Below are 25,473 nucleotides of genomic sequence, written 5' to 3' on the forward strand. Positions count from 1 at the left end.
TACTAGAAATCTAGATAGTCCACTTCAACATCTGTATCATCTACCAAACTTTTAAGTACGTCTACATTTGAATTGGAGAAGAACATATGATTGGCGCGGCTTCCTTCTTGAGCCAATAACTGGTTTTTAATCAATATTGCGTTTGTTTGTCGTGCCACGGCCTCTCCAGAATCTATTATAGTTATCCTTTGCGAAAGAAGTTTCCTAAGTACAGGTATTAGATAAGGGTAATGGGTACAACCTAAAACAAGGCAATCAATATCTTCTGCCAACATTGGGTCTATGTACCTCTTTAAAAGCTCTTTTGTTGCTTTTGAGTTGACTTCCCCCGCTTCAATCAATTCAACCAAACCAGTACCTTCTTGTTCCAGTACCGTAATACCTTCGGCAAACATTTTTGAGGTACTATGAAACAGACTACTGGACAAGGTCCCTTTGGTTGCCAAAATCCCTATTTTTCTTGTTTTTGTGTGCAGTGCAGCTGGTTTTATGGCGGGTTCTATTCCTATGAACGGAACTTTATAATTAGCACGTAAATAATCAATGGCATTTGTGGTAGCAGTGTTACAGGCAACTACAATCAACTTACAATTTTTTTGAAGTAAAAGCTCCGTATTTTTTATACTAAGCTCTAAAATTTCCTCTTTAGATTTGGCACCATATGGGGCATTCTTACTATCGGCAAGGTAAATGGTGTTTTCATTAGGAAGTAACTTCTGTATTTCCTTCCAAATAGATGTTCCTCCAATACCTGAATCAAAAATCCCAATGGGCTGTTGCATACTCAAAAATAGACACTAATAATAGAAAATAAAAAACCGCTTTATCAATTAGAGAAAGCGGTTGTAATCTTATAAAAGTAAAAGTGTTAGAATCCTAGTTCTTGTTTTACTGAAGGCAATAAGTCTTTTCCTTTGGCTACAATAAGACTAAGTCCTGGACTGGCATCCACTACGTAATCAAAACCTTGGGCAGCAGCAACCTTTTCAATAGCTGTTTTTGCTTTGTCAGAGATAGGGGCAAACAATTCTTGTTGTTTCTTTTGCATCTCCTGAACTGCAGCTTGTTCAGCTTCTTGGATGTTTTTTTCAAAACCTTGAAGTTCAACAGCTCTTTTTTGGTTTTCTTCTTCTGATTTAGAGGTAGCCTCATTAGAGTATTGAGTGTATTTATTTTTAAGTTCGGTCATGGAACTCTCTATGTCGGCTCTATAGGTTTCCTGTAATTTTTTAAGTTCTGCTTGCGCGGCTTTCATCTCCGGCATTTCAGACAATAATTGCTGCACATTGATGTGGGCAACCTTGCTCTGCGCGTTTACAAAACTAGTAGCCGCCACAAATAATACTAAGGCTACAGCGATTTTCTTTACATTTTTCATGATTCTAAGTTACTATTTGAATGTTAATTTTAGTGTTTCAATATTTATTGTTGTATTGAATCCTTTTGTTGTTCTTGCGCTTTTTTCCTTTCTTCCAATTTTCCTTTTCGTTTGGCCTCGCGCTCTTCCAATAATTTTTTTCTTCTTTCTTCGTATGCCTTCTTCCGTTCTTCTCTAAGTCTTAACTGCTCCGCTCTTCTATCTTCAACTTCCTTGGTCTTGGCATCTCTAGCATTCTCAGCTTTTGCTTGCCGCTCTTTTAACGCCTCACTTATTTCTTTATCAGCTTCAACCTCTTCTTCTTTAAACTTGTCTAAGCGGCTCTTTTGCTGCTGTTTTTTATTGGATTTGCTTACCTTTCTTGTCCGAGCTATCTCCCTTAGAACCAAGTCACTTATGTCATGTCTTTTTTCGGAATACAACATTACAACATCTGCCGATTTATCAAAAATAAAATCGTATCTTTTATTTCCACCAATTTTTTGGACTTCATTAAAAACTTGGTCCTGTATAGGTTGAATCAAAAGTTGTTTTTGCAACACCAAATCTCCTTGCGGACCAAAACGATCCTGTTGATAATCCAACATTTCTTTTTCCAAAATCTGGATTTCTTCTTCACGCTCGGCAATTAACTCATCTGTTAAAAGCACTTTCTCCGCCATTAAATCCTTCTTTATCTGCTCAACAACGCTTTGTTTAAGCTCAATTTCTTGTTTCCACTTTTGGGCTTTGGCATTTAATTGCTCTGTTGCGTCCCTATATTCTTCAACATTTTCCAGGATATACTCCATATCCACGTATCCAATTCGCACTCCTCTTTGCGAGAAGCCATAAAAGGAAGACATCAAAACAACTAATGACAAAAGAACTTTGGTATTCATTTTTGATTCCGCTTTTTACTAAGAAAATATCGTGCCAAAATAACTAAATAATTTAAAATGAGCTACTTAGAAATTATAAAACAGTATTTCTTTTCTGATTAAAACTGTTGCCCGATGATGAAGTGCGTTTGCCAGCCGCTTGGCCCAACTGATCCTGGTCTGGCATCGGTGTCAAACCCATACCCAAAATCAATACCCAAGAGACCAAATGCCGGCATAAAAATACGTAGCCCCACTCCGGCAGATCTTTTTAATTCAAACGGATTATACTCATTAAAATTGTTAAATGCGTTCCCAGCTTCTAAAAAAGAAAGCGCATAAATGGACGCTGAAGGTTTCAATGTGAGAGGGTAACGCAATTCCAAAGAGAATTTGTTATAAATAGTACCTCCATCTTGCTCCTGTCTTCCGGTTATTGGATTTGTAATAAAAGGAGTCAAAGAACTGTTTTCATATCCTCTTAATTGAACTACATCCCTTCCATCTAAAGTAAAGTTCCCTAAACCATCTCCACCAACAAAGAAACGCTCAAATGGCACATTACCTATATCATTATTATAGCTCCCCAAAAAGCCGAATTCTGCATTGGAACGCAATACCAATTTATCAACCAATCTTGTGTACCAGTCACCTTTAAATTTTACTTTGTAGAATTCCAATAGCTTAAAGCGTTCCTCCTCCAGTCTTTCCAATTCATCGCTTAGCTCTTCAAATTCCAATTGTTCTTCAATGTTTGCCGGAGTAGCTCCAATCTCAAAAAGTCTTTCAGTGGTTTCTTCTATATCGGTCCTAATTTCTTTAAAGTTCTTGCCACTTAAAAGTGAATATGGCGGGGTAAATTTTGCTGTAAGTTCAAAATTTGATCCACTTAACGGAAATATTCTACTTGGTCCTTGTGAGCTTCTTGATATTCCAAAAGTATAGCTCAAAGAGTTGGAACTACCATTACCAAAATTGAAAAGTCCATTATTAAAGTCGTTGAAGTCATATAACTGATAGCTCAAAGAATGGGAAATTGTAAAGAAATCATCTGGCCATTGTACTCTTTTAGCGAGCCCCGCCGAAATCCCTGTTATTGAAAATCCTCTATCCCTGTCAACATCCAATCTACCCTGATTATTAAAATTAGTGGCGAATTGCTGAGTTCTTGACAATGAAAAGTTAAACCTCACGGGTTTTCTGCCACCTAACCATGGCTCTGCAAAATTCAAACTATATACACGGAATGTTCTACTCGCTTGTAAACGAAGTGCAAATGTCTGACCATCTCCCATAGGAACCGGTTTGTAAGCTTCGCCGTTAAAAATATTTCTTAATGAGAAATTACTAAAAGACAGACCTAAGGTTCCAATAAATCCGCCACCGCCGAAACCACCTTGCAATTCTATTTGGCTAGAACCGGATTCCACCAAACTATATTTTATGTCTACCGTACCGGCATTTGGGTCTGGGTTTTGAATGTCCGGCACTATTTGCTCCGCATCAAAAAATCCTAATTGCCCTAATTCCCTAATACTACGTACAATGTTATCCTTGCTGTATTTCTGACCCGGTCTAGTGCGCAATTCTCTAAAAATTACATGGTCATTGGTTTTATCATTTCCAGAAACAGTAACATGATCTAAGAAAGTTTCTTTACCCTCTATAATACGTATCTCAAAATTGATGGTGTCATTTATGGCTGATACCTCAACTGGATTAATGCTTGAAAATAAATACCCATTATTTTGATAGAGGTTGGTTAGGTCCTCACCATCAGGTTTTGAATCATCAGCTATTCGTTTTTTAAGCAATACCCCATTGTATGTAGCACCTTTACGAATACCCAATACCTGAGCCAATTGCCTGTCCGTATAGACTGAATTACCAACAAAATTGATATCTCCAAAATAGTATTTATCTCCTTCTTCAACACTTATTTTTAAATCGATGTTGTTTTCATCAACTTTCACAAAAGTGTCCGATAAAACTCGAGCATCTCTATATCCTCTCTCTGCGTATGCATCTACCAGACTAGAAAGGTCTTCTTTGTAATCAGCCTCTATATATTTGGATTTCTTCCAAAAGCGGTAAAACTTTTTCTTCTTTGTCTTTTTTAATGATTTTGCAAGTCTTTTGTCTGTAAGCTTTTCATTGCCTTCAAATACTATTTTTCGGATTTTAACCTTATCACCCTTTTTTACATTGATGACCATACTTTTTGTATTGGTTCCAGATGTATCCGCGGCCGTGGCTATATTTACTTTAGCATTTAAAAAGCCTTGCTTTTTGTATTTGTTTTGAAGGTAATTTTTAGTGTTGGCAATTAAACTCTCGGTGATTTTTTTCCCTTTTTTAAGGTCTGTATCATTAATAATATCTTCTACCTTTCGTTTTTTAACACCATATACCGTAACATTTGAAAGTGTTGGTCGTTCTAAAATGTTTAATTCCAAAAAGATTTTATCGCCTTCTATTTTGGTGTAGTAGATTTCAACATTGCTGAACAATTCTAAGCCCCATAACTTTTTGATAACGGCACTGATCTCATCTCCAGGGATTGTAATTACCTGTCCAACCCGAAGTCCGGTATAGGTTTTAACCGTTTGCTCATTGTAGCTTTGTAGGCCAGTAACTGCCAACCCACCTAAAATATAACTCTTTCCATCTTCAAAGGAAGTTTCCTGAGAAAAGCTTTGATTGGTAAAAAGTAATAGGAGGAGGAGTTTTAAGTATAGTTGGGTGGAATTTTTTATATCCTTAATTGAGTTGTTCGCTAGTTTTTCCAAATCGTCGTTCTCTATTTTGGTAACTTAATATTGCTTCTACCAAATGATGCTCACTAAAATCAGGCCAAAATACATCAATAAAATATAATTCAGCGTATGCAATTTGCCAAAGTAAAAAATTACTTATTCTACGTTCCCCACTGGTACGTATAAGTAAGTCTACATCAGGTAAAAAATGCGAGTAAAGATGAGTATTTATAACGGTTTCGTCAATATTTTCAGGTGAAATTATATTATTTTTAACTTTGATGCTAATCTCTTTTATGGCTGTTTTTATTTCTTCCCTAGAACCATAGCTAAGGGCCAAAGTAAGCATCATACCAGTATTGCCAGATGTTTTTGAAATAACTTCCGCAAGTTGTTTTTGGGCTTTAGAAGGCAAAGAATCTATATTGCCAATTGCATTTAACCTAATGTTATTTTTATTTAACGTCTTTAGTTCTTTGCGTAAAGAAGCCACTAAAAGTTTCATTAAGGTTTCCACTTCCAGTTTGGGGCGGTTCCAGTTTTCAGTGGAAAAAGCATAAAGCGTTAAAAATTGTATTTGAAGTTTTGCGCAGTTCTCAACGGTTTTTCTTACCGCTTCCACTCCATTCTCGTGACCAAAAACTCTGAGTTTACCGCGTTGTTTGGCCCACCTACCATTACCATCCATGATAATGGCAACATGTTTTGGAAGCTTATCAGTGTTTACGTCCTCTAATGTGTGCATTTTTATTCAAAACAATCCTGGCAGGGCTTACGTCCAAAGGTATACGTTAACGTAAAACCTGAAAAGACATACCAGTCATCGCTTAAAATATTTCCAAACCTAAATTGCTCAAAATTGGAACCTTCGGGATTGCTTCCATCCAAATTGTCTGTAAACGTGTACCTAGCCCCAATTTCAGCACCAAGAATCAAGAATTGATTTAATCGATACTTTGCCCCTACCGTCATAGGAATTGCAAAACTACCTTCTTTTTGGTTAATATCCTGCACCTGAAGGGCATCAAAATAATTAAAATCGTACCTAAAGAAGGTAAGACCCCTGTAAAGATAAGGGGTAAAGGCCGGTCCAAGTTTGTGAAGATTATACTCAACAAAGTTAAATTCGATGCCTGCAGAGGCCTCCAGAACAGAATTATCTATTACATATCCGCGTTGTTCTCTTGAAGATTTGCTGGATTTGGAGTCGTCAGCGGTAAAGCTTCCGTACATTACACTTGCACGCCATGCATATCTTTTACTTTTATTCCACTTAAAAATACCTCCAAAAGCAGGCCCAGAGGGTAGTATGTAATTTGTTCTGCCCACATCACCAATTACATTGGCTCCACCGGCAAAAACACCGATCTCATAGGTTTGGGCATTCACCTTAACTACAAAGCACAAAAAAATAGCCAAAACTATTCGCATACTATCTAAACGTTATACATGTTAGGGGTAAAGGAAGGTCTATAGGATATACTGTTATAAATGTTCTCTTTTGTTAAACAGTTTTTAGCTTCTTTTATTGTTTTTGATAGGTTCAATTACGTTTATCTTGTCCCCAAAGTAATTTATTGCGAAGCGTTTTAAAAAAACTTTCTGAGTTATATTCTATCATTTTAATGGTAAAATCAGACTTTTTAATAATGATTTCCTTTCCATTGGGGATACTTGCAATTCTAGAATCCAAGGAAACTAGATGGTTTTCTTCTCGTCCAGATACTTTTAACCGTATATAGGTATCATCTGAAATTACCAAGGGTCGTGCATTAAGGTTATGGGGAGCAATTGGTGTTAACACCAATGATTTTGCCGTTGGGGCTATTACCGGGCCTCCACAACTTAACGAATACCCTGTGGAACCAGTTGGTGTTGAGATAATTAATCCATCTGCCCAATAAGATGTCAAATACTCATTGTTCAAATAGGTTTCCACCGTTATCATAGAAGTGGTATCCTTTCTGCTGACCGTAATTTCGTTTAAAGCAAAATTGATATTTCCAAATTCATCCAAATCAGAATTTAAACCTACCTCTACCAAACTTCTTTCTTCTATCTTGTAATGTCCTGCAACAAATTCAGTTACTATTTTCCGGACATCCTCTTTTTTAAATGTGGATAAAAAACCCAATCTACCGGTATTGACACCTACTATAGGAATCCCAAGATCCTTGACATACGTTACAGCTCTCAGCATAGTACCGTCACCACCAAAGCTTATAAACATATCAAAAGAGCTATCTAAGCCAGAGGTCTGGGAAAATACGCCACAATCAAAGTCTAAATTATATCCAGAAAAAAGCTCAACAAACTCTTCTACTACATAAACAGAAGCCTTTATCTTTTGAAGTTCTTCCAAAAGCTCCATGACATAGGCTTTATCATGCTCTTGAAAAGCTTGACCGTAAACAGCGACTTTCATCTTAAACGTTAAGATATTTTTCTAAATAATCTGACCGTTGTTTTAAATCCTCTAAAAACTGGTCATCACTATTCCCATATACAATTGTGTAGTTGTACCTTCTAAAAGTTTGCGCCACTTCATTAAGGTTAAGTGTACCTACCTTTAATGTGATCTGTACTACATCATTTTGGGAATCTGTAATAAATGCACCCAATAAACGAGCATTGTTACTTTCCACTATTTGAGCTATTTCACTAAAAGAATAGTCTTTTATGCCCTTAGCAACAACAAGTATTCCTCCTGGTTCTTTAAAAAAAGGAGTGTTTATAAAAAAGGCCACAATATCTTCCAAATCGTAATAACCAATTATAATCTGATTTTCATCCAATACAGGAAGAACATTTGCTTCGTTTCTAGAAAACATTTCCAATACATCTAACCAGGCCGTATCCTTTGTTACCGAAAAGGTTTCCAGTTCAAACCTAAAGTCCTCTATTTTTTTGCCTGGTTCAAAACATGCGAGGTCATTTTCAGACAATAACCCAATATAAGTTCCATTTTCAGTAACTGCAACGTGAGAAAAAGTGGTTTCTTCAAAAAATTGAATAACCTCTTTTAAAGTCTCGGAGACCTCAAAAACGGGTACAGTAGTAATTATTTGATTTTGGATTTGCATTACAATTCTATTAGGCGCAAAATACTACTTTTAAATCGCAAAAGGCGTGCCTAATTCTTATTTTTGACATTCAAAAAATGTAATCTTATGACAAAATTAAGTGTCAACATCAATAAACTGGCAACATTAAGAAACTCACGAGGCGGCAACATGCCTAATTTGATTAAATCTGCCAAGGACATTGAATCTTTCGGGGCAGAAGGCATAACTATTCACCCAAGGCCAGATGAGCGACATATTCGCTACAAAGACGCTTATGACCTAAAAAATGTGGTTACTACGGAATACAATATAGAAGGTAATCCAATTCCGAAATTTATGGATATGGTTCTTAACATAAAACCAACCCAAGTTACCTTGGTTCCAGATGCGGAGGATGCAATTACCTCCAATGCCGGTTGGGACACCATTAAGCATAAAGATTTTTTAGCAGATGTAATCAAAACCTTTAAAACCAATGGAATTCGCACTTCCATCTTTGTTGATGCAAATGTAGAGATGGTCAAAGGGGCCGCCCAAACAGGTACAGATAGAATTGAATTATACACAGAAAGTTTTGCCAAAGGATTTTCTAAAGGAAAAAACTTAGAAAGTATTCAGTCTTTTGTGGATGCTGCCAAAATGGCCAGTGAAATGGATTTGGGGATCAATGCCGGTCATGATTTAAGTTTAGATAACATCAAGTTTTTCAAAGAACATATTCCCAACCTATTGGAAGTTTCCATTGGTCACGCGCTTATTTGCGAATCCCTTTATTTGGGCCTGGAAAACGTAATCAATATGTACCTACATAGATTAAAATAATGAAACTATTACATTCAAAAATTTTGGGAGAAGGGAAACCGTTATTAATTCTTCACGGTTTTTTAGGCATGTCCGACAACTGGAAAACGCTAGGAAATCAATTTGCCCAAAATGGCTATCAAGTGCATTTAGTGGATCAACGTAATCATGGAAAGAGTTTTCACTCAACTGATTTTGATTATGAATTGATGAGTGAGGATGTTTTATTCTATATGGACTCACACAAAATTGATAATGGCGATTTTATTGGGCATTCCATGGGAGGCAAAACGGTAATGCAACTAGCCACCTCACATCCAAAACTTGTCACTAAATTGATTGTTGCGGATATTTCCCCAAAATACTATCCTCCACATCATCAACCAATTATCGATGCTCTAGGAAAACTGGATTTTGCTAAAATTTCGAGTAGAAAAGAAGCTGATCAGGAGCTTTCTAATTATTTGGCCGATTTTGGAATACGTCAATTCCTTTTAAAGAACCTCCATTGGGTAGAACCAGGAAAATTGGGTTTACGTTTCAACTACGAAATTCTCAAAAACAAAATGGATGAAATTGGAGAAAATATAAGCGCTACGGCAAATTATGAAGGGCCTACCCTATTTTTAAGAGGAGATCGTTCAGAATACATTATGCCCAATGACTTTCCTGAAATAAAAAAACATTTCCCAAATGCTGACATTGAAACTGTTGATAACGCTGGTCATTGGCTCCATGCGGAGAACCAAAAACAGTTTTTTGAAAAGACGTTCCGCTTCTTAAATTCATAAAATTTAGCCCTTTTTATTATGCATGCATAATTTTTTTAGCCATTTAATTGTCTGTATAACAAATTTGACATAGTTTTGGTAATACAGGTTTAACTAAAATTTAACCTAAACTAACTCTAACAGATTTTAAAGATGAAAAAGTTTTATGCCCTGCTCCCCTTCTTAGGCTTATTCTTGATAGCATGCTCAGATGATGATGCCCCTCTTACAATGACGCCAACACCAGACCCAGTAGTTTATACTTCTGGATCTGCAGATTTTACAAAATATGTATCTGTAGGAAACTCACTTACCGCAGGATTCTCAGACAATGCCCTTTTTACGGCAGGTCAAGAAGCTTCTTTTCCAAATATGCTAGCATCAAATTTTGCTTTAGCAGGAGGTGGAGCCTTTGAAATTCCTCTTATGGCTGATAATCTAGGTGGCGCTACCATAAACGGACAAACAGATGCCAACATGGATGGTTCACCAGATATAGGCAATAGATTAATTTTGCAATTTACTGCAGATGGACCTGTCCCAACTCCAAAAGAAGGAACGGGCACTACTGAAATCACCAGTAAATTATCTGGACCTTTTAATAATATGGGAATTCCAGGCGCCAAGAGCTACGAGCTTTTAGCTCCTGGCTATGGTAGTTTGGCAGGTTTGGCTGTAGGAGCGGCCAATCCTTATTTTGTTCGTATTTCTTCTGCTGAAGATGCCTCGGTAATAGGAGACGCAGCTGCACAAGCTCCATCTTTCTTTTCACTCTGGGCAGGGTCAAATGATATTCTGCTATATGCAACCAGTGGTGGTTCCGGAACTAATCAGTTAGACCCTATGGTAAGTCCAGCTACCTATGCAAGAAACGATATAACTAATCCCTTGGTTTTAGCTGGTGCATTGGATGGCATGTTACAAGCACTAACCGCTGGCGGTGCAAAAGGTGTTATTGCCAATTTACCCAATGTTACAGATATTCCATTTTTCACTACAGTGCCCTTTGCTCCATTAGACCCAACAAATCCAGCATTTGGCCCTCAAATTCCGGCTCTAAACGAACAATTTGCTGGCTTAAACTTGGTTTTTCAAGCTTTGATGGTACCAGAAAGACAATTTGTTTTTTCCGAATCTGAAGCTAGTGCGGTAATTATTAATGATGAAGATTTACCAAATTTATCCATTCCAATAAGAGATGCATTAATTAATTTTGGAGTAGATGCGGGTACGGCAACCTTAACCGGCATAATTTACGGCCAAGCACGTCAGGCAAATGAAGATGACCTTTTGGTACTTACCAGCAGAACAGCAATTGCCACTTTGAATGAGGAAGTTTTTGCTATGTTACAAAATGATTTTGGCTTACCTCCCGAAACAGCTGGTCAATTAGCTATAAACGGAGTTACCTATCCATTAGAAGACAAATGGGTTTTAACACCTGAAGAACAATCAGGTATTGAAGATGCTTTAACTGCATACAACCAGACCATCTCTGGTTTGGCCACAACATATGACTTGGCCTTTGTTGATGCAAACGCGCTTTTAGCGGAGTTAAAAGCCAACGGTTTCCCGCAGGCAGATGGCAGTGTAGTTACTTCCACTTTTGGTACTGGTGGCGGTTTCTCCTTAGATGGGGTTCATCCTGCACCAAGAGGGTATGCCATACTGGCCAATGCTTTTGTTGCAGCCATTAACGAGAAATACGGTTCCAATTTACCAGGTGTAAATCCATTGGATTATACCGGATTATATATTGATTAAATAACGCTTAATTTCATTATATTAAAGGCACCGTTAAATAACGGTGCCTTTTTTTATTAAAAAATAAATTACCCTGTATGAAATTACTTTTAAAACTTCTTCTAAATGCACTGGCTGTTGTTATACTATCTTATGTACTGCCTGGTATAGGTGTAGACTCTTTAACCACTGCCGTTATAGTTGCTTTGGCACTCAGTATCCTTAATTTTATTGTAAAGCCTATACTAGTTATTTTAACCTTACCCATTACCATAGTCACCCTAGGTTTATTCCTACTTGTCATCAATGCTATTATCATTCTCATTGCTGCCGATTTTATTTCTGGGTTTCAAGTTTCCAGCATTTGGTGGGCCATCATCTTCAGTCTGTTACTTTCATTTTTACAGTCTATTTTACATTCAATCATTAAAGAGGATAAAAAGAAATGATTGTGTTTGGCAATCAACACTTTAAAAAAGTTGTTGTCATGCAGAAAATGCGTTACTTTTGCCACCCATTTTTGAATAGGAAAATTAAGTAGCAGATGAATATCACAAAAGAGCAGATTGACGAGCTTAATGCTGTTGTAAAAGTTGCCATAAGTAAAGATGATTATCAAGATAATGTAGAGAAAATCCTTAGGGATTATAGAAAGCAGGCCAATATTCCTGGTTTTCGAAAAGGTCAAGTTCCCATGGGACTTATAAAAAAGCAGTACGGTAAAGCCGTTTTGGTCGATGAAGTAAACAAATTACTTCAAGACAATCTGAATAAATATCTAACTGAGGAAAAATTGGATGTTTTAGGTAATCCTTTGCCAAAACAGCAAGACAATTTTGATTGGGAAAACGATAACCTTGATTTTGAATTTGAACTAGGCTTAGCTCCTAGTTTTGATGTACAGGTAAAAACCAAAAAAGCAGTTACCCAGTACAAGATTGTTGCCGATAAAAAAATGATTGAAGAACAAGTTGATCGTATTCAAAAACAATACGGAAAACTAGTTTCTAAAACTGAAGTTGGAAAATCTGATGAAGTAACCGGCACTTTCACAAATGAAGCAGAAGAAATAGAACACAAGGCCACTGTTGAACTGGATAAAATTAAAAGTAAAAAAGCTATTGATGCTCTTGTAGGCAAAAAAGTTGGAGAGGTTGTTTCACTTAAGACAAAAGGGCTGTTCAAAGAAGATTATTTACTTTCAAGTGCTCTTGGAATCGACAAGGAAAAAGCTGCCAAGCTGAATATTGAGGTTTCCTTAAACATTGAGGAAATTAATGAACGTGAGCCAGCCGTACTTAATCAAGAATTGTTTGATAAGTTGTTTGGAAAAGACAACGTAAAGACGGAAAAAGAATTAAAAGAGAAAATCAAAGAAGATTCTGAAAAACAGTTTGAACAACAATCTGACCAAAAGTTGTTGAATGATATTACTGAAAAGCTGATAGATAATACCAAATTTGACTTGCCAGCTGAATTTCTACGAAAGTGGATTCAAGTAAGTGGTGAAAACCCACTATCTGATGATGAGGCCAAAGAGGAGTTTGACAAATCAGAAAAAGGGCTTCGTTATCAACTTATTGAAGGTAAGATAATTCAAGAAAACAACCTTCAAGTTCAAATGGATGAGTTGAAGGAATTTTCAAAAGGTTTCATCAAATCTCAAATGGCGCAGTATGGTCATTTGGACCCTCAAGAAGAGGAATTGGAAAACATTGCCATGCGTGTTATGAGCAATCAAGACGAGGTTAAAAGACTTTCAGAACAGTTGATGAGCCAGAAGTTATTGGATTTCTATAAAGAAAAGGCAAACCTAAAAGTAAAAGAGGTTACCTATGACGACTTTGTTAAAGAGGCCTATAGCTAATCTTGGGCTAAAAGAAATTTAAGTATCTTTACGGTGCCGAAAAGCTTAATTTTCGGCACCTTTTTTTTAAGCAAAATCGAAGAAAATCCTATGGATTACGGAACAGAATTCAAAAAATACGCTACCCAGCACCATGGAGTAAACAGTATGTACTACGATCAAATCATGAGCAGTATGTACCCCATGAACATGACACCCAATATTATTGAGGAAAGACAACTTAATGCTATTGCAATGGATGTTTTTTCTAGATTGATGATGGATCGTATTATATTTTTAGGTACTGGCATCAATGATCAAGTGGCCAATATAGTCCAAGCGCAATTACTTTTTCTAGAAAGTGCTGATGCTGTCAAGGACATCCAGATTTATATTAATTCTCCGGGCGGAAGTGTTTATGCTGGATTGGGAATTTATGACACCATGCAGTTCATCAAACCAGATGTTGCCACCATTTGCACAGGTATTGCTGCATCTATGGCAGCTGTACTTCTCTGTGCTGGACAATCTGGTAAAAGAAGTGGATTAACCCATTCTAGGGTTATGATCCATCAACCTTTATCTGGAGCCCAAGGTCAAGCTAGCGATATAGAAATAGCAGCGAAAGAGGTACTTAAGATAAAAGATGAATTGTATCAGATTATCTCTAGTCATTCTGGCCAAACCTTTGATAAAGTCTATGAAGACAGTGACAGAGATTACTGGATGAAGGCAGAAGAAGCCAAGAAATACGGTATGATTGATGAAATTTTGGTAAGGGAAAAGTCTTAAAACCAAACAAAGAAGTTAAAAAACAATCGTTTGGCGCAAACCAAATCGTGTTTTTTTACGTTATTAGTGGTTCAACTTTATGTGTTGATTATATATGGCAAAGGAAAACTTGGAATGTTCATTTTGTGGAAGAAAGAAGCCAGAGACCAATCTTTTAATAGCTGGTCTTGATGCTCACATATGCGATAGATGTATAGAACAGGCCCATAGTATAGTTGCTGAGGAGTCTAAACAATCTAAAAATCAGGATCTTTCATCTGAGTTGGTTTTAAAGAAACCAATGGAAATCAGGGATTTCCTGAACACTTTTGTAATTGGACAGGAACGTACCAAAAAGGTAATGTCCGTTGCGGTTTACAACCACTACAAAAGACTATTGCAAGCAAAGAGCAAAGAGGATGATGTAGAAATACAAAAGAGCAACATCGTTATGGTTGGGCAAACAGGGACAGGTAAAACCCTAATTGCCAAAACCATAGCAAGAATGCTCAACGTCCCCTTAGCAATAGTGGATGCCACCGTTCTTACAGAAGCAGGATATGTTGGTGAGGATGTAGAAAGCATCTTGACACGACTGCTACAAGCTGCCGATTACAATTTGGAAAAAGCAGAAAGAGGTATTGTCTTTATTGATGAAATTGATAAAATTGCCCGTAAGAGCGATAATCCATCCATTACCAGAGATGTTTCTGGTGAAGGTGTTCAACAAGGGCTTTTAAAACTTCTTGAAGGTACCGTTGTTAACGTTCCACCAAAGGGAGGGCGTAAGCACCCTGACCAAAAATTTATAGAGGTAAATACAGAAAATATTCTTTTTGTAGCTGGAGGTGCCTTTGATGGTATTGAACGTATCATCACCAAAAGATTGAATATGCAAGCTGTTGGTTATAGCGCTTCAAAAGCAGAAGACAGGTTGGACAATGAGAATATCCTTCAATACATCATCCCAAAAGATCTAAAAGATTTTGGACTTATTCCCGAAATTATTGGAAGACTTCCTGTTCTCACCCACATGAATCCTTTGGATACAAAAACATTAAGAGCTATTCTTACTGAACCAAAAAATGCTATCATAAAACAATATGAAAAGTTATTTGGCATGGATAATATTTCCTTCAGCATTACAGAACAGGCTTTAACGTATATTGTAGAAAAAGCTGTAGAGTACAAATTAGGTGCAAGAGGATTAAGATCTTTGTGCGAAGCTGTATTTACTGATGCTATGTTTACACTGCCAAGTAGTGAAGAAAAAGAATTTAAGGTGACTAAGGCATACGCTGAAGAAAAACTTTCTCACGAAACCATTAAAAAATTAAAAGCAGTCTCTTAGACTGCTTTTTTAGTTACTTTTTCTAAAAGCTCCAGACAAACTTGAGAGATTATTTTTTCATCAGAATATAACTGGTGACCAAAACTTGGTATCACATCCAAATCCACCCCAATTTCCTTTTCCCATGAAGAATCTGGTTTAAACTCGTCGCGTTCTCCAAATATTAAATTTAAAGGAGCATCTGGCTTTTCATTCTCCAATCTAATTCTAGTAGGGGATATTGCTGTTAATGATTTAATAGGCAAGCCTTTTAAAGCAGCTTTCCAGGCTATAGTCCCACCTGTGCTAAATGCAAGATAATGACTAGCTTCCGTTTCTTTTTTAAGTAGATGGGCAACTGCCGTATCAATACCACCGCCAACAAATGCTTTATGAATATTTTCTTCCGTAGTAACTGGAACATCTATATTCCCTAACTGCTGACAATCGTAAAAAACAATGTCATAGTATTGTTGTAAGTACCCAAAATAAGAGGTAATCCAAAGGCCTTTTTTCACGCCCCACATGTCTGATAAGACAACTAATTTTTCTGCCATAACGTATATTTTGTTTGGTAATCAGTTTACATTAAGATCTGGGGAACTCAAAATTTCTGAATCAAACTTCAATCATTAACGGGTAAAATCCATATTTATTTGTCCAAAAGAAAAATTTGTTCGACGAACGGTGAGCGTTTACGAAAACGTTTTCGTAAATCAAAAGAATCTATCTATTTGGTTTACAGGTTCATCTGAAGCAATTCTTCGATGTATGCTCTCTCATTAGAGAGTCTTGGAATCTTATGCTGCCCTCCCAGTTTATTTTTGGATTTAAGCCAATCATGAAACAAATTCTGTCTGGCCACATGCACTTTGGGCATTTTTAAGGTAATGTTATTGTAACGTTTTGCTTCATAATCCGAGTTCAATGATTTAAGGGCATTGTCTAAAAACTCTGTGAAGTAATTAACGTCTTTGGGTGGTTTTCTAAATTCGATAATCCACTCGTGCGCACCCTTTTCATTTCCCGTCATAAAAATTGGGGCTGCAGTATAATCCATAATTTCTGAATCCGTCTTTTGACATATTTGCCTTAGAGCCTCTTCTGCGTTTTCTATAATAAGTTCTTCGCCAAAAGCATTGATATGGTGCTTGGTTCTTCCTGTAATTCTAATTCTATAGGGACTTATGGAAGTAAACCGGACCGTATCCCCGATCTTGTATCTCCATAACCCGCCATTGGTAGTGATAACCACCGCATAGTTTACACCTTCCTTAACATCCCAAAGCGGAATAGCTTTCTCTTTATTTCCATAGGAATCCATTGGAATGAACTCATAAAAAATACCATAGTCCAACATCAACAGTAAATCCTCAGAGTTGTTCCTATCCTGAATGCCAAAAAAACCTTCAGAAGCATTATAAGTTTCATAATAGTTAAAATTCTTCCGCGGTAATAGTTTCTTGTATTGATCTTTATATGGGGCAAAACTTACGCCACCATGAAAATAAACTTCTAGATTTTCCCAGATTTCAAACAAGTGGTTCTTTCCTGTCTTTTCCAGGACCTCATTCAATAATACCAACATCCAAGAGGGGACCCCTACCAAGCTGGTGACGTTCTCATGTATACTTTCTTCAATAATGGCTTCTAATTTGGATTCCCATTCGCTCATTAAAGAAACCTTGCTACTTGGTGTGCTGCTGTATTCTGCCCATAAAGGCATGTTATCAATTAAAATGGCCGAAAGGTCTCCAAAAAAAGTTCCATTGTCCTCGTAAAGCTCCTTACTGCCTCCCAACCTAAGGCTTTTACCATTAAACAATTGGGAATTCTCATTATTGTTTAGGTACAAACAAAGTAAATCTTTACCGGATTTATAATGACAGTCCTCTAAAGCTTCTGCACTTACTGGAATAAACTTACTTTTTGCATTAGTGGTACCACTGCTTTTAGCAAACCACTTTATAGCCGTGGGCCAAAACAGATTTTGCTCGCCCTTACGTGTTCTTTCAATCATTCCTGCCACTTCTTCATAACTTACAATAGGAACTCTATCTGCAAAGTCTTCATACTTATCTATATCCGTAAAACCATATTGTTTACCCAGCATGGTATCTTTGGAATAGTCCACTAAATGCCTAAGCACCTCATCTTGCACGTCCAAGGGGTACTTTAGAAAAAGTTCTATTTGGTGGTAACGCTTCTTAAGTAGCCAAGAAGCGATGGAATTAAACAAAGGTATTGGCATTTTTAGGTATCTTTAACCTAGAATATTGTTAGGTGTATTAGCTAAAATAGGCTATCTAACTTTCATTTTCAAATCAGCTTAAAAACATATCTGTTCCACCATGCTTTACGAAGGAGTTCTGCGCAAAATGCAAACCGAGATAGGAAATCCAATTCAATACTTTTTGGTTTTTGAAAACGATTTTCTAAACATGAACCAATTGTTGAATAAGGAAATACAAATTGATTTTATAAAATTTCAATGTCTTAACTGTGGCAAGGAAAGACCCATTTATCGTATGGGATTCTGTAAATCCTGCTTTTATGAAACGCCATTGGCAGGAGATTGGATCATGAAACCAGAATTGAGCACAGCACATTTGGACAAAGAAGATCGCGATTTGGAATATGAAAAAAAGGTGCAGCTGCAACCACATATTGTTTATCTGGCCAATTCCAGTAATGTTAAAGTGGGCGTTACTCGTAAAACCCAAGTGCCCACCCGTTGGATTGACCAAGGTGCGCATGAGGCCATAGAAATAGTAGAAGTTCCCAATAGGTATTTAGCAGGAATTACCGAAGTTGCCTTAAAGGATTATGTAAGCGATAAAACCAGCTGGCAAAAGATGCTTACCAACCGTATTGAAGATGTGGATTTGGTAGAGTGGCGAAACAAGTTACAACCGAGCATTCCTGAGGAAGCTTCTGAGTACTTTCTAGAAGAAAACACAGAAACTCATCTGGATTTTCCTGTGCTACAATATCCAGAAAAGGTAAAAAGCCTGAATTTGAGTAAAACTCCAAACTACAAAGGAGTATTAAAAGGTATTAAAGGACAATATCTAATTTTTGAAGACAACACCGTTTTTAATATCCGTGGAAATGAGGGATATTATGTTGGAATAGGAATTAGTTGAAAGTAATGTGAAAAACTAAATGGAAACCGTGAAAACAAATGCCACTCTTTATATTTTGCTTTTCATAAGTTTCTTAACATCTGCACAAGAAAAAACAAAACCGAATAAGGTTCTTTTTGAACCTGGTAACATATCAACTAAACATGTTGAATACGGTGCCACCTTTACCGATGATGGTGCCGAAATGTACTTTGCTCGCAGTAAACAAGAATGGGGCAAAAATGATATGAAAAGTAGTATCTATCACTCTTTTTTTGATGGAGAAAAGTGGTCCAAACCCCAAATAGTGTCATTTTCTGGAACATATGATGATAGTGACCCTCACGTTACCTCTGATGGTAAAACCATCTATTTTATTTCAAAAAGGCCTTCTTCAGAAAATACAATTTCACCAGACATTTGGATGGTAAAAAGAACACCTAATAATAGTTGGACAGAACCAGAGCGCATACCCAATCCTATAAATTCAGAAAAAAGCGAGTATAGTCCTTGTACAGATAGTGAAGGTAATTTATACTTTGCTTCAAATAGGCCTGGCGGGTATGGACAGGGGGATTTGTACATGGTTGTAAATGAAGGAAATAGATTAAAGACACCCATCAATCTAGGTAGCATTCTAAATTCTGATACGGGAGAATGGAATTTGGGAGTGAGTGCTGACGGTAACACCCTAATTTTTGAAGCATCAGAAAGAAAACAGAATGTATCCGCCTATGGTGATCTTTATATCAGTTTTAAAAAGAATGGTTTCTGGACCATTCCCCAAAACATTACAGAATTAAATACTTCTGGAAGCGACTTATATCCATTTTTGGACAAGCACACGAGACAACTCTACTTTACCAGCAGTGACAGTCTCAGCAGTGGAGATACCAACATCTATAAGGTAGCATTTGATACTATTCTAAAGAAGTATCAAGAAACAGCCAAAGTTTCATCTATAAGGGAAAAATGTCTTACCAACAATACTTTTGAAGATAGATATGCATCGTACTCACCGGATGGAGAAAATATCCTGTTTGAATCTGACCGGGATGGTTCATGGGAAATCTATACAATGGACAAAAATGGTCAAAATATGCAACAGCTCACAAACACTATTCCAGACAATAGAAGGCCCAGTTGGCACCCCAATGGAAAGAAAGTGCTTTTTGAATCAAATAGAAATGGAAAGCAAGCACTATTTACTTACGATCTTAGGAGTGGAAAAATAAAAAGACTTAGCGATAAAACCATTGATGGAGAATTCATCTTTGCATCCTTTTCGCCAAGAGGGAATACAATTGCGGTTAGTTTAAAAATATCAGAAGACAATAGTCATATCGTTCTTCTAAATAAAAAGGGGAGAATGATAAAAAAACTTACCAATAACCAAAAAAGGAACTACTATCCAAAATGGTCCATAGACGGTAAGGAAATCGTCTATTTCTCAAGAAAAGACACGAACAATGGAGATGATGAGATTTATAGATATACTTTGGAAACTGGTTTAGATACAAGGTTGACAAGTTGGCACAAGCACAATTTTTGTCCGTCCTGGTCAAACGATAACAAAAAAATAGTCTATGTTACTTCCATGGAAAATACTAGACCAGAAATTTACATCATGGACGTAGATGGCAGCAATCAACTACAGGTCACAAATAATAATGATGGAGAAACTCTCCCTGTTTGGCACCCTAAAGAAAATAAAATATTGGTTACCGCATATAGAAACGGAAACTATGAAATTTGCGAATTAGCACTTACTAATTACTAGTCCACTGTATCCTTTTTCTTTTTACCAAAAAGTCCCCCCAAAACAGAGTTTACGGCTTTTTTGGTAGGGTCTTCCTTTGTAGCTGAAGAATCAACTTTAGCACTATCTTTCTTTGAACCTCCCAGCAAAGAACCTAAAGCTTCTTTTACCCCGGACGATTGAGTCTTTGTTGAGTCCTTATCATCATTTTTGAACACATCGGCTATTAAATCTTTTGCTTTATCCTTTCCTTGGTTCAGTAGCTTTTGTTTTTGAATATCCACCAACTGTTTCGTCAATTTGGAAACTCCAGAACTTAAGTCCGTGCTTACCGTTGGGTTGGTATAATTGCCGCCAATATTTGCCACTACAGGAATGGTCAAGTCTTCTAAACTGGAATCATCCATTTGGGCTATAAGATTGTTAACCTCACTACCTAAATATTTAGCGGGCACATCTAAAGTAGCTTTGTATTCCAATTGTTTATCGAACGTATGGCTTCCGTCTACATTTACCGCTATGTCCTTATAGTTTATGGTAAATGGCTTCACTTTTACCGAGCCATTATCAAAACTTAATGCTGTTTTTAAATCGCTTAAATCTAAATCTTTGGTATTTAAAAAACTTAGTTTATTATCTAAAGCGGATAACAACGGAGCATTCTTTGCATCTACTTGTGTGGAAAGTAATTCTGCAAGCAAATCCCCGGATACGGTTGTCAAGTTTGGAGTAAAATCCTCTTTCAAATTTCCAGAAATTTTTACTTCAGAATTTAGCTTTCCTTGAAGCGCATTTGCCAACGGAGCTAACACTTTAAACAATTCTAAAGAGGAAAACGATTCACCTATATTAAAGTTGCTCATTCCCAAGTCCATATTAAATGTGGACGTTTCTTCCTTTGTGGATACTGAGCCAGTGACTCCTAAAGTTCCACCAAATAAGTCTGACTTTAAATTTTCAACGGTAGCTGTTTCATCCTTAATAGTAAGAGTTCCAGTCACGTTCTTTAAAGTTAAATTGTCATACAGTACAGTATTTGCCGTAGCATCTATGGTACAGTCTAAGAATGATGGAATCTTGATTCGCTCTTCCACATCTGAAGGAGAAATGTCACTAGTTCCTTCTTCATTATTCTCCTCAACCATAAAATCATTCAATGCAAACGTATTTGAGGTAAGTTTAAAATTTCCTTCCACGTTTTCATCGTTGAACATAAATCCTAGTAAATTGGTCAGTGTACCAGTAGTATTAAAATCCGTGGCTCCAGTTTTTCCTTCAAATGAGTTTAAGTTTACCGTTTGCGGATTAAAGGTAATTGCAGCAGTGTTTACAACCACAGGGTTCTTTAATTCCTCAGAAGCATATTCAAAACCAGCAAGTTCCATTGTACCGCTAGTTTTGGTGTTTTGATACTGTTTTTTTTCTAAAGAAGCCATATCAAAAGCTGTAGTGACATCAGCATTTAAAACTCCTTTAAGGTCATAATCCGCTGGCACTGGATAGGCTTGGGAAATGTTTGCCAAGTTTATCTTTCCATCCATATGGGCATTCACCTTGGTGTTCCCCAATAAATCCTTAATTCTGGAATTTAGGTTGAATTTGTCTTGGTCAATGGTAAATGACAATTTCTTGATATCTACATAAGTGTCTTCCGTTATTCCCGTAGTGTTATTGATTTCAGTATCAATAAAAACATTACGGACAGTTTTTGGCAAATCTGGATATTTGAACGAAGCGTCTTCAGAATTTATTTTGATATTGAAAGTTGGAATGTGTGTGTCATCCACAATTCCTTTAAACTGACCTTTAATCTCAAAGTTTCCTGTGGTTTGAACATCTTCAATATTCTTTGAATATGCTTCGGGAATCACCGCCAAAAAATTCCTGAAATCGGATGATGGTGTCTCAAAGCTTACATCCACCTCTTGGTTCTCTTCATTCACTTGCACAAATCCGTTAAAAACCAAAGGCAATTGGTTAACCAAGGCCTTATTTTCCAAGAAGGAATATTTGCTGTTTTTTAAATCGATATCAATAAGAGCGTCCAAAGACAGCTTGTTGTTGTTCAAGTACTTTGTACCGTCCATTTCAAAAGAAACCAAGGCATCAGTAAGCGTTTTTAACTGAGAGTTTGCTAAAGAAAGGTCTCCTGTACCAGAATGGTTCATTTCAGAAATCAACAAATGTATTCCTGTGGAAAAATCATCGTAAATAATCTCTGTATTGGTGATTTCATAAGAATCCAATGCCAAAGTGAAGTTATTTGATGGTTCTTCTGCAGAAGAATCCATCTCACCCTCATCCTCTTGGGCTATGTCATAGTTAGCATTTTCAGTGTCATCCACTTTAATATGAAGCTTTGCTTTATCCAATTTTAAACTTTTAATGGCTATTGGCTCTTCCGCAGTTTTAAAAAGTTCTTTGATGGACATTTTCAATTCAATCTGCCCTGAAGCAAACAACGTATCCCCTTCAAAAGGGGCTTTGTTGACCAATGATGTATTGGTTAATTCAACATTTGCATTGGGAAAGCTCTTGAGCAAACTAAGACTGGCTTCTTCAAAATCCAGTGTTGCATTAATGCTATTGTTGACCTTGTTTTTTATAATATCTGCAATTTTACCTTCCAGGAGTAATGGAAGAGCAACTATTAAGGCAACAAAAATAAATAGGGTTATTCCAGTAATCTTTAGGACTTTTTTCTTCATACTTGAATATTTGAAACAAAATAAAGAAGAAGCTTTTAATCCAAACGTATCTCCTCCCCTATTTTTAAGTTAAATCTTTTCCTTAATAGATATACGAAAAGATAGAGCAAAGGGGTGTCTAACAGTGCAATAAAAATCTTAAAGACGAATCCACTGATGACCAGACCATAGAATTTATCCCACGGCAGCACTCCAAAAGCACACAGTAAACCTACCACTGTTACTGTATCTACAAGTTGGGATGAGAAGGTAGAAAAATTGTTTCTGAGCCATAACATTTTCCCTTTTGTGAGCTTTTTCCAAAAATGATAGATTGAAATATCTATGTATTGTGCAAAAAGATATGCCAGCATGGACGCTAATACTCCCAACGGTGACAACCCAAATACTTTGGTGAAAGTTTTATCATCAATAGGTGAGCCTCCTATTGCCGGAACTTCATTGGCAACAAAAATAATGAGCATTGAAAATATTGAAGCAAAAATACCGGCCGTTACTACCTGGTTGGCTTTTTTCTTCCCATATATCTCAGAAATTAAATCAGTAATTAAAAAGGTTATGGGGTAAGGAAGAATACCTACGGACAATTCAAATAAGGGAGCTCCAAAAATGGTAACGTCCCCAAAGGGTTCCCAATAGAAAAATTTTTGAAAAATAAGGTTTGACACCACCAGAGAGGTAATGAACAATGCCCCTAAATAGAGATAAATGGAAAACGCGGTTCCTTTGTCCTTTTGCGTCATCCGGTTATTTAATGTTTAAGCTAAAGGGCATTTTGGCCTGAATTCCCTTTTGTTTTGTAATCTGCTTAAATTCTTTTAAGAATTGATAAGCTTCTGCGCCAATTTCTTCTTGAATCAGAGCTTCTCCTATTTTTGATTTTGCTCCACCCAAATCTTCCATTAAGCGCTCAAAATCAGATTTGTATTTTGGGTATTTTCGAACTCCGTAAGAATCTAATTCCACCATTTCTGCAGCTGCAGCAATAGCATCATCCAAACTGCCCAATTCATCTATTAAACCATTTTCTTTAGCATCAACACCACTCCACACTCTACCTTGAGCCAAGGAATCCACCGCTGCAATGGTCATGTTTCTTCCCGCTGCTACGCGTTCTAAAAAAGTTTCATAGGTATCTTCTATTCCTTCCTGAACTACACTTCTGAACGAATCGCTCATGGGTTCAAACAGTGAATAATCAATAGAGTTTTTATTTGTACCTACCTGTTCTGCATTTATTCCGATGTTACCTGCCAATTCGTTAACATTGGGAATCGTTCCAAATACCCCAATAGACCCTGTAATAGTTGTTGGTTCAGCAAAGATTTTATCCCCGGCAACACCAATATAGTATCCTCCTGAAGCAGCTACATTTCCAAAGGAAACCACCACAGGTTTCACCTTTTTTGCCAATTCCACTTCTCTCCAAATTATATCGGATACCAAAGCACTTCCACCTGGTGAATTTACACGCATCACAATGGCCTTTACATTTTCATTTTCAACAGCTTTTTGTAATGCTCTTGTTAGCAGGCCCTGCCCTATAAATTCTTTACCACCTTCACCATAATAGATTTCTCCTTGAGCATATACCACCGCAATTTTATCCTTGCCCTTTAGCAATCTTTTTTTACTAGCTACTTTGATATAATCTTGAAAATCCACATAATTAAGCTCCCCATTCTCATCCATTCCCATTCTGTTCTTAAGCAGCACTTCATATTCATCAAAATATACTTTCCCATCAATAAGACCAGATTTTACGGCATATTCTGGTGTTCTTCCCCCCAAAGTATCTGCAATCATGTTTAACCTTTGACCGCTCATGCCACGAGAAGTTCCTATTTCACCTAACATTGCATCCCAAATAGAAGTTATCAACTCTTTGATTTGAGTACGATTTTCAGGGCTCATTTTGTTGGCCAAGAAGGGTTCCACCGCGCTTTTGTATTTTCCATGACGAATGACTTCCATTTTAACACCAGTCTTCTCTTGCAAATCTTTATAGTAAAGCACTTCAGTAGCCAAACCTTTAAAATCCATAGCTCCAACAGGGTTTAAATACAATTCATCTGCCACTGTAGCTAAATAATAGTCTTTTTGGGTGTAAAAATCTGAATGGGCATAAATGAATTTTTCACTGGATTTAAAATCCAAAAGTGCCTTTCTTATCTCCTGCACTTGGGCAAGCCCTGCTTGTATGAAGCCAGTAGTTAAGCTGATTCCTTTGATTTTATCATCAGCCTTGGCCACTTTTATCGCGTGTAAGATATCATCAAGTCCAACCTCTTCATCCCATAATCCAGCAAAAGGATCTGTTTCGTCCTTACCAACATAATCTTTGATTGGTTCGGTAAAACTCAACTCCAAAACGGAGCTATCTTTTACCACTACCCCGTCCTCCGCACTGCCAACCAAAGCCACAAATATGAAGAACATCCCCAACAATATTCCAAACGCCACCAAACATCCTAAAATCGCAGCTAATAGATTTCTCAAAAAATTCATTCAAAAAAATTTTATTCTTGGTCAAATATAACCATTGTTGTATTGTTTTGTTT

Annotated in this window: 22 protein-coding genes; 9 read left to right on the forward strand and 13 right to left on the reverse strand. The window is 36.9% G+C overall.

The annotated features are described in order from the left end of the window. Positions 1-2 precede the first annotated feature (2 nt). The 8 genes from murI to LV704_RS04620 all read right to left on the reverse strand — a co-directional run bounded on the left by murI (position 3) and on the right by LV704_RS04620 (position 8,077). On the reverse strand, positions 3-782 hold the full coding sequence (murI, locus tag LV704_RS04585) for a glutamate racemase (protein ID WP_163421519.1): 780 nt from the start codon (positions 780-782) through the stop codon (positions 3-5). 86 nt (positions 783-868) lie between these two features. Continuing rightward, positions 869-1,378 carry an OmpH family outer membrane protein gene (locus tag LV704_RS04590; RefSeq protein ID WP_163421518.1) on the reverse strand — a complete coding sequence of 170 codons (510 nt, stop codon included), beginning with the start codon at positions 1,376-1,378 and terminating at the stop codon, positions 869-871. 44 nt (positions 1,379-1,422) lie between these two features. Next, positions 1,423-2,259, reverse strand: coding sequence for an OmpH family outer membrane protein (locus LV704_RS04595; RefSeq protein ID WP_163421517.1), 837 nt, complete (start codon positions 2,257-2,259; stop codon positions 1,423-1,425). 98 nt (positions 2,260-2,357) lie between these two features. Continuing rightward, on the reverse strand, positions 2,358-5,027 hold the full coding sequence (locus tag LV704_RS04600; RefSeq protein WP_163421516.1) for an outer membrane protein assembly factor: 2,670 nt from the start codon (positions 5,025-5,027) through the stop codon (positions 2,358-2,360). Continuing rightward, on the reverse strand, positions 4,999-5,739 hold the full coding sequence (locus LV704_RS04605) for an isoprenyl transferase (RefSeq protein WP_163421515.1): 741 nt from the start codon (positions 5,737-5,739) through the stop codon (positions 4,999-5,001). Before LV704_RS04605 ends, LV704_RS04600 begins: the two co-directional genes overlap by 29 nt. Before the next feature lie 2 nt (positions 5,740-5,741). Then, the gene (locus LV704_RS04610; protein WP_233782144.1) at positions 5,742-6,425 is read right to left on the reverse strand and encodes a DUF6089 family protein; all 684 of its coding nucleotides are present in this window, start codon (positions 6,423-6,425) and stop codon (positions 5,742-5,744) included. Positions 6,426-6,537: 112 nt separating this feature from the next. Continuing rightward, entirely contained in the window at positions 6,538-7,419 is an 882-nt protein-coding gene (locus LV704_RS04615; RefSeq protein ID WP_163421513.1) for an NAD kinase, read from the reverse strand. Position 7,420: 1 nt separating this feature from the next. Then, on the reverse strand, positions 7,421-8,077 hold the full coding sequence (locus tag LV704_RS04620) for a CBS domain-containing protein (RefSeq protein WP_163421512.1): 657 nt from the start codon (positions 8,075-8,077) through the stop codon (positions 7,421-7,423). A gap of 87 nt (positions 8,078-8,164) precedes the next feature. Here LV704_RS04620 and LV704_RS04625 point away from each other — a divergent pair, with 87 nt between their 5' ends. From LV704_RS04625 to clpX, 7 genes are all read left to right on the forward strand, one after another. Beyond that, positions 8,165-8,881, forward strand: coding sequence for a pyridoxine 5'-phosphate synthase (locus LV704_RS04625; RefSeq protein WP_163421511.1), 717 nt, complete (start codon positions 8,165-8,167; stop codon positions 8,879-8,881). Further along, on the forward strand, positions 8,881-9,651 hold the full coding sequence (locus LV704_RS04630) for an alpha/beta fold hydrolase (RefSeq protein ID WP_163421510.1): 771 nt from the start codon (positions 8,881-8,883) through the stop codon (positions 9,649-9,651). The genes LV704_RS04625 and LV704_RS04630 overlap by 1 nt, the downstream gene beginning before the upstream one ends. A gap of 132 nt (positions 9,652-9,783) precedes the next feature. Then, positions 9,784-11,394, forward strand: coding sequence for a G-D-S-L family lipolytic protein (locus LV704_RS04635; RefSeq protein ID WP_163421509.1), 1,611 nt, complete (start codon positions 9,784-9,786; stop codon positions 11,392-11,394). A gap of 77 nt (positions 11,395-11,471) precedes the next feature. Then, complete coding sequence (locus LV704_RS04640; RefSeq protein ID WP_163421508.1) at positions 11,472-11,822, forward strand: phage holin family protein; 351 nt, start codon at positions 11,472-11,474, stop codon at positions 11,820-11,822. A 95-nt stretch (positions 11,823-11,917) separates the two neighbouring features. Next, positions 11,918-13,240: a trigger factor gene (gene tig / locus LV704_RS04645; RefSeq protein WP_163421507.1), complete on the forward strand. Its 1,323-nt coding sequence runs from the start codon at positions 11,918-11,920 to the stop codon at positions 13,238-13,240. Positions 13,241-13,330: 90 nt separating this feature from the next. Beyond that, entirely contained in the window at positions 13,331-14,011 is a 681-nt protein-coding gene (gene clpP, locus LV704_RS04650) for an ATP-dependent Clp endopeptidase proteolytic subunit ClpP (protein ID WP_163421506.1), read from the forward strand. A 94-nt stretch (positions 14,012-14,105) separates the two neighbouring features. After that, positions 14,106-15,341: an ATP-dependent Clp protease ATP-binding subunit ClpX gene (gene clpX / locus LV704_RS04655; protein WP_163421505.1), complete on the forward strand. Its 1,236-nt coding sequence runs from the start codon at positions 14,106-14,108 to the stop codon at positions 15,339-15,341. Here clpX and LV704_RS04660 read toward each other — a convergent pair. Continuing rightward, positions 15,338-15,877 (reverse strand): hypothetical protein, encoded by a 540-nt coding sequence (locus LV704_RS04660; protein ID WP_163421504.1) that lies wholly within the window; start codon positions 15,875-15,877, stop codon positions 15,338-15,340. The two genes, clpX and LV704_RS04660, sit on opposite strands and share 4 nt — an antisense overlap. A gap of 182 nt (positions 15,878-16,059) precedes the next feature. Beyond that, complete coding sequence (locus tag LV704_RS04665) at positions 16,060-17,571, reverse strand: GH3 auxin-responsive promoter family protein (RefSeq protein WP_163421503.1); 1,512 nt, start codon at positions 17,569-17,571, stop codon at positions 16,060-16,062. A 100-nt stretch (positions 17,572-17,671) separates the two neighbouring features. Between LV704_RS04665 and LV704_RS04670 the strand changes: the two genes are divergently transcribed. Further along, positions 17,672-18,466: a DUF2797 domain-containing protein gene (locus LV704_RS04670; RefSeq protein WP_163421502.1), complete on the forward strand. Its 795-nt coding sequence runs from the start codon at positions 17,672-17,674 to the stop codon at positions 18,464-18,466. Between the two features lie 19 nt (positions 18,467-18,485). After that, positions 18,486-20,225, forward strand: a complete 1,740-nt coding sequence (locus tag LV704_RS04675) for a PD40 domain-containing protein (protein WP_163421501.1) — start codon at positions 18,486-18,488, stop codon at positions 20,223-20,225. Here LV704_RS04675 and LV704_RS04680 read toward each other — a convergent pair. The 3 genes from LV704_RS04680 to sppA are packed head-to-tail and all read right to left on the reverse strand — an operon-like array spanning position 20,222 to position 25,420. Then, on the reverse strand, positions 20,222-22,912 hold the full coding sequence (locus LV704_RS04680) for an AsmA-like C-terminal region-containing protein (RefSeq protein ID WP_163421500.1): 2,691 nt from the start codon (positions 22,910-22,912) through the stop codon (positions 20,222-20,224). The genes LV704_RS04675 and LV704_RS04680 overlap by 4 nt on opposite strands. A 35-nt stretch (positions 22,913-22,947) precedes the next feature. Further along, entirely contained in the window at positions 22,948-23,655 is a 708-nt protein-coding gene (locus LV704_RS04685; RefSeq protein WP_163421499.1) for a queuosine precursor transporter, read from the reverse strand. Positions 23,656-23,659: 4 nt separating this feature from the next. After that, positions 23,660-25,420, reverse strand: a complete 1,761-nt coding sequence (sppA, locus tag LV704_RS04690; RefSeq protein ID WP_163421498.1) for a signal peptide peptidase SppA — start codon at positions 25,418-25,420, stop codon at positions 23,660-23,662. Positions 25,421-25,473 lie beyond the last annotated feature (53 nt).

It is taken from the genome of Flagellimonas sp. CMM7, from assembly GCF_021390195.1.
Taxonomy (GTDB): domain Bacteria; phylum Bacteroidota; class Bacteroidia; order Flavobacteriales; family Flavobacteriaceae; genus Flagellimonas.

Coding starts and splice junctions, on each gene's coding strand:
- murI (WP_163421519.1), bottom strand. CDS start 782: ATGCAACAGCCCATTGGGATTTTTGATTCAGGTATTGGAGGAACATCT.
- LV704_RS04590 (WP_163421518.1), bottom strand. CDS start 1,378: ATGAAAAATGTAAAGAAAATCGCTGTAGCCTTAGTATTATTTGTGGCG.
- LV704_RS04595 (WP_163421517.1), bottom strand. CDS start 2,259: ATGAATACCAAAGTTCTTTTGTCATTAGTTGTTTTGATGTCTTCCTTT.
- LV704_RS04605 (WP_163421515.1), bottom strand. CDS start 5,739: ATGCACACATTAGAGGACGTAAACACTGATAAGCTTCCAAAACATGTT.
- LV704_RS04610 (WP_233782144.1), bottom strand. CDS start 6,425: ATGCGAATAGTTTTGGCTATTTTTTTGTGCTTTGTAGTTAAGGTGAAT.
- LV704_RS04615 (WP_163421513.1), bottom strand. CDS start 7,419: ATGAAAGTCGCTGTTTACGGTCAAGCTTTTCAAGAGCATGATAAAGCC.
- LV704_RS04620 (WP_163421512.1), bottom strand. CDS start 8,077: ATGCAAATCCAAAATCAAATAATTACTACTGTACCCGTTTTTGAGGTC.
- LV704_RS04625 (WP_163421511.1), top strand. CDS start 8,165: ATGACAAAATTAAGTGTCAACATCAATAAACTGGCAACATTAAGAAAC.
- LV704_RS04630 (WP_163421510.1), top strand. CDS start 8,881: ATGAAACTATTACATTCAAAAATTTTGGGAGAAGGGAAACCGTTATTA.
- LV704_RS04635 (WP_163421509.1), top strand. CDS start 9,784: ATGAAAAAGTTTTATGCCCTGCTCCCCTTCTTAGGCTTATTCTTGATA.
- LV704_RS04640 (WP_163421508.1), top strand. CDS start 11,472: ATGAAATTACTTTTAAAACTTCTTCTAAATGCACTGGCTGTTGTTATA.
- tig (WP_163421507.1), top strand. CDS start 11,918: ATGAATATCACAAAAGAGCAGATTGACGAGCTTAATGCTGTTGTAAAA.
- clpP (WP_163421506.1), top strand. CDS start 13,331: ATGGATTACGGAACAGAATTCAAAAAATACGCTACCCAGCACCATGGA.
- clpX (WP_163421505.1), top strand. CDS start 14,106: ATGGCAAAGGAAAACTTGGAATGTTCATTTTGTGGAAGAAAGAAGCCA.
- LV704_RS04660 (WP_163421504.1), bottom strand. CDS start 15,877: ATGGCAGAAAAATTAGTTGTCTTATCAGACATGTGGGGCGTGAAAAAA.
- LV704_RS04665 (WP_163421503.1), bottom strand. CDS start 17,571: ATGCCAATACCTTTGTTTAATTCCATCGCTTCTTGGCTACTTAAGAAG.
- LV704_RS04670 (WP_163421502.1), top strand. CDS start 17,672: ATGCTTTACGAAGGAGTTCTGCGCAAAATGCAAACCGAGATAGGAAAT.
- LV704_RS04675 (WP_163421501.1), top strand. CDS start 18,486: ATGGAAACCGTGAAAACAAATGCCACTCTTTATATTTTGCTTTTCATA.
- LV704_RS04680 (WP_163421500.1), bottom strand. CDS start 22,912: ATGAAGAAAAAAGTCCTAAAGATTACTGGAATAACCCTATTTATTTTT.
- LV704_RS04685 (WP_163421499.1), bottom strand. CDS start 23,655: ATGACGCAAAAGGACAAAGGAACCGCGTTTTCCATTTATCTCTATTTA.
- sppA (WP_163421498.1), bottom strand. CDS start 25,420: ATGAATTTTTTGAGAAATCTATTAGCTGCGATTTTAGGATGTTTGGTG.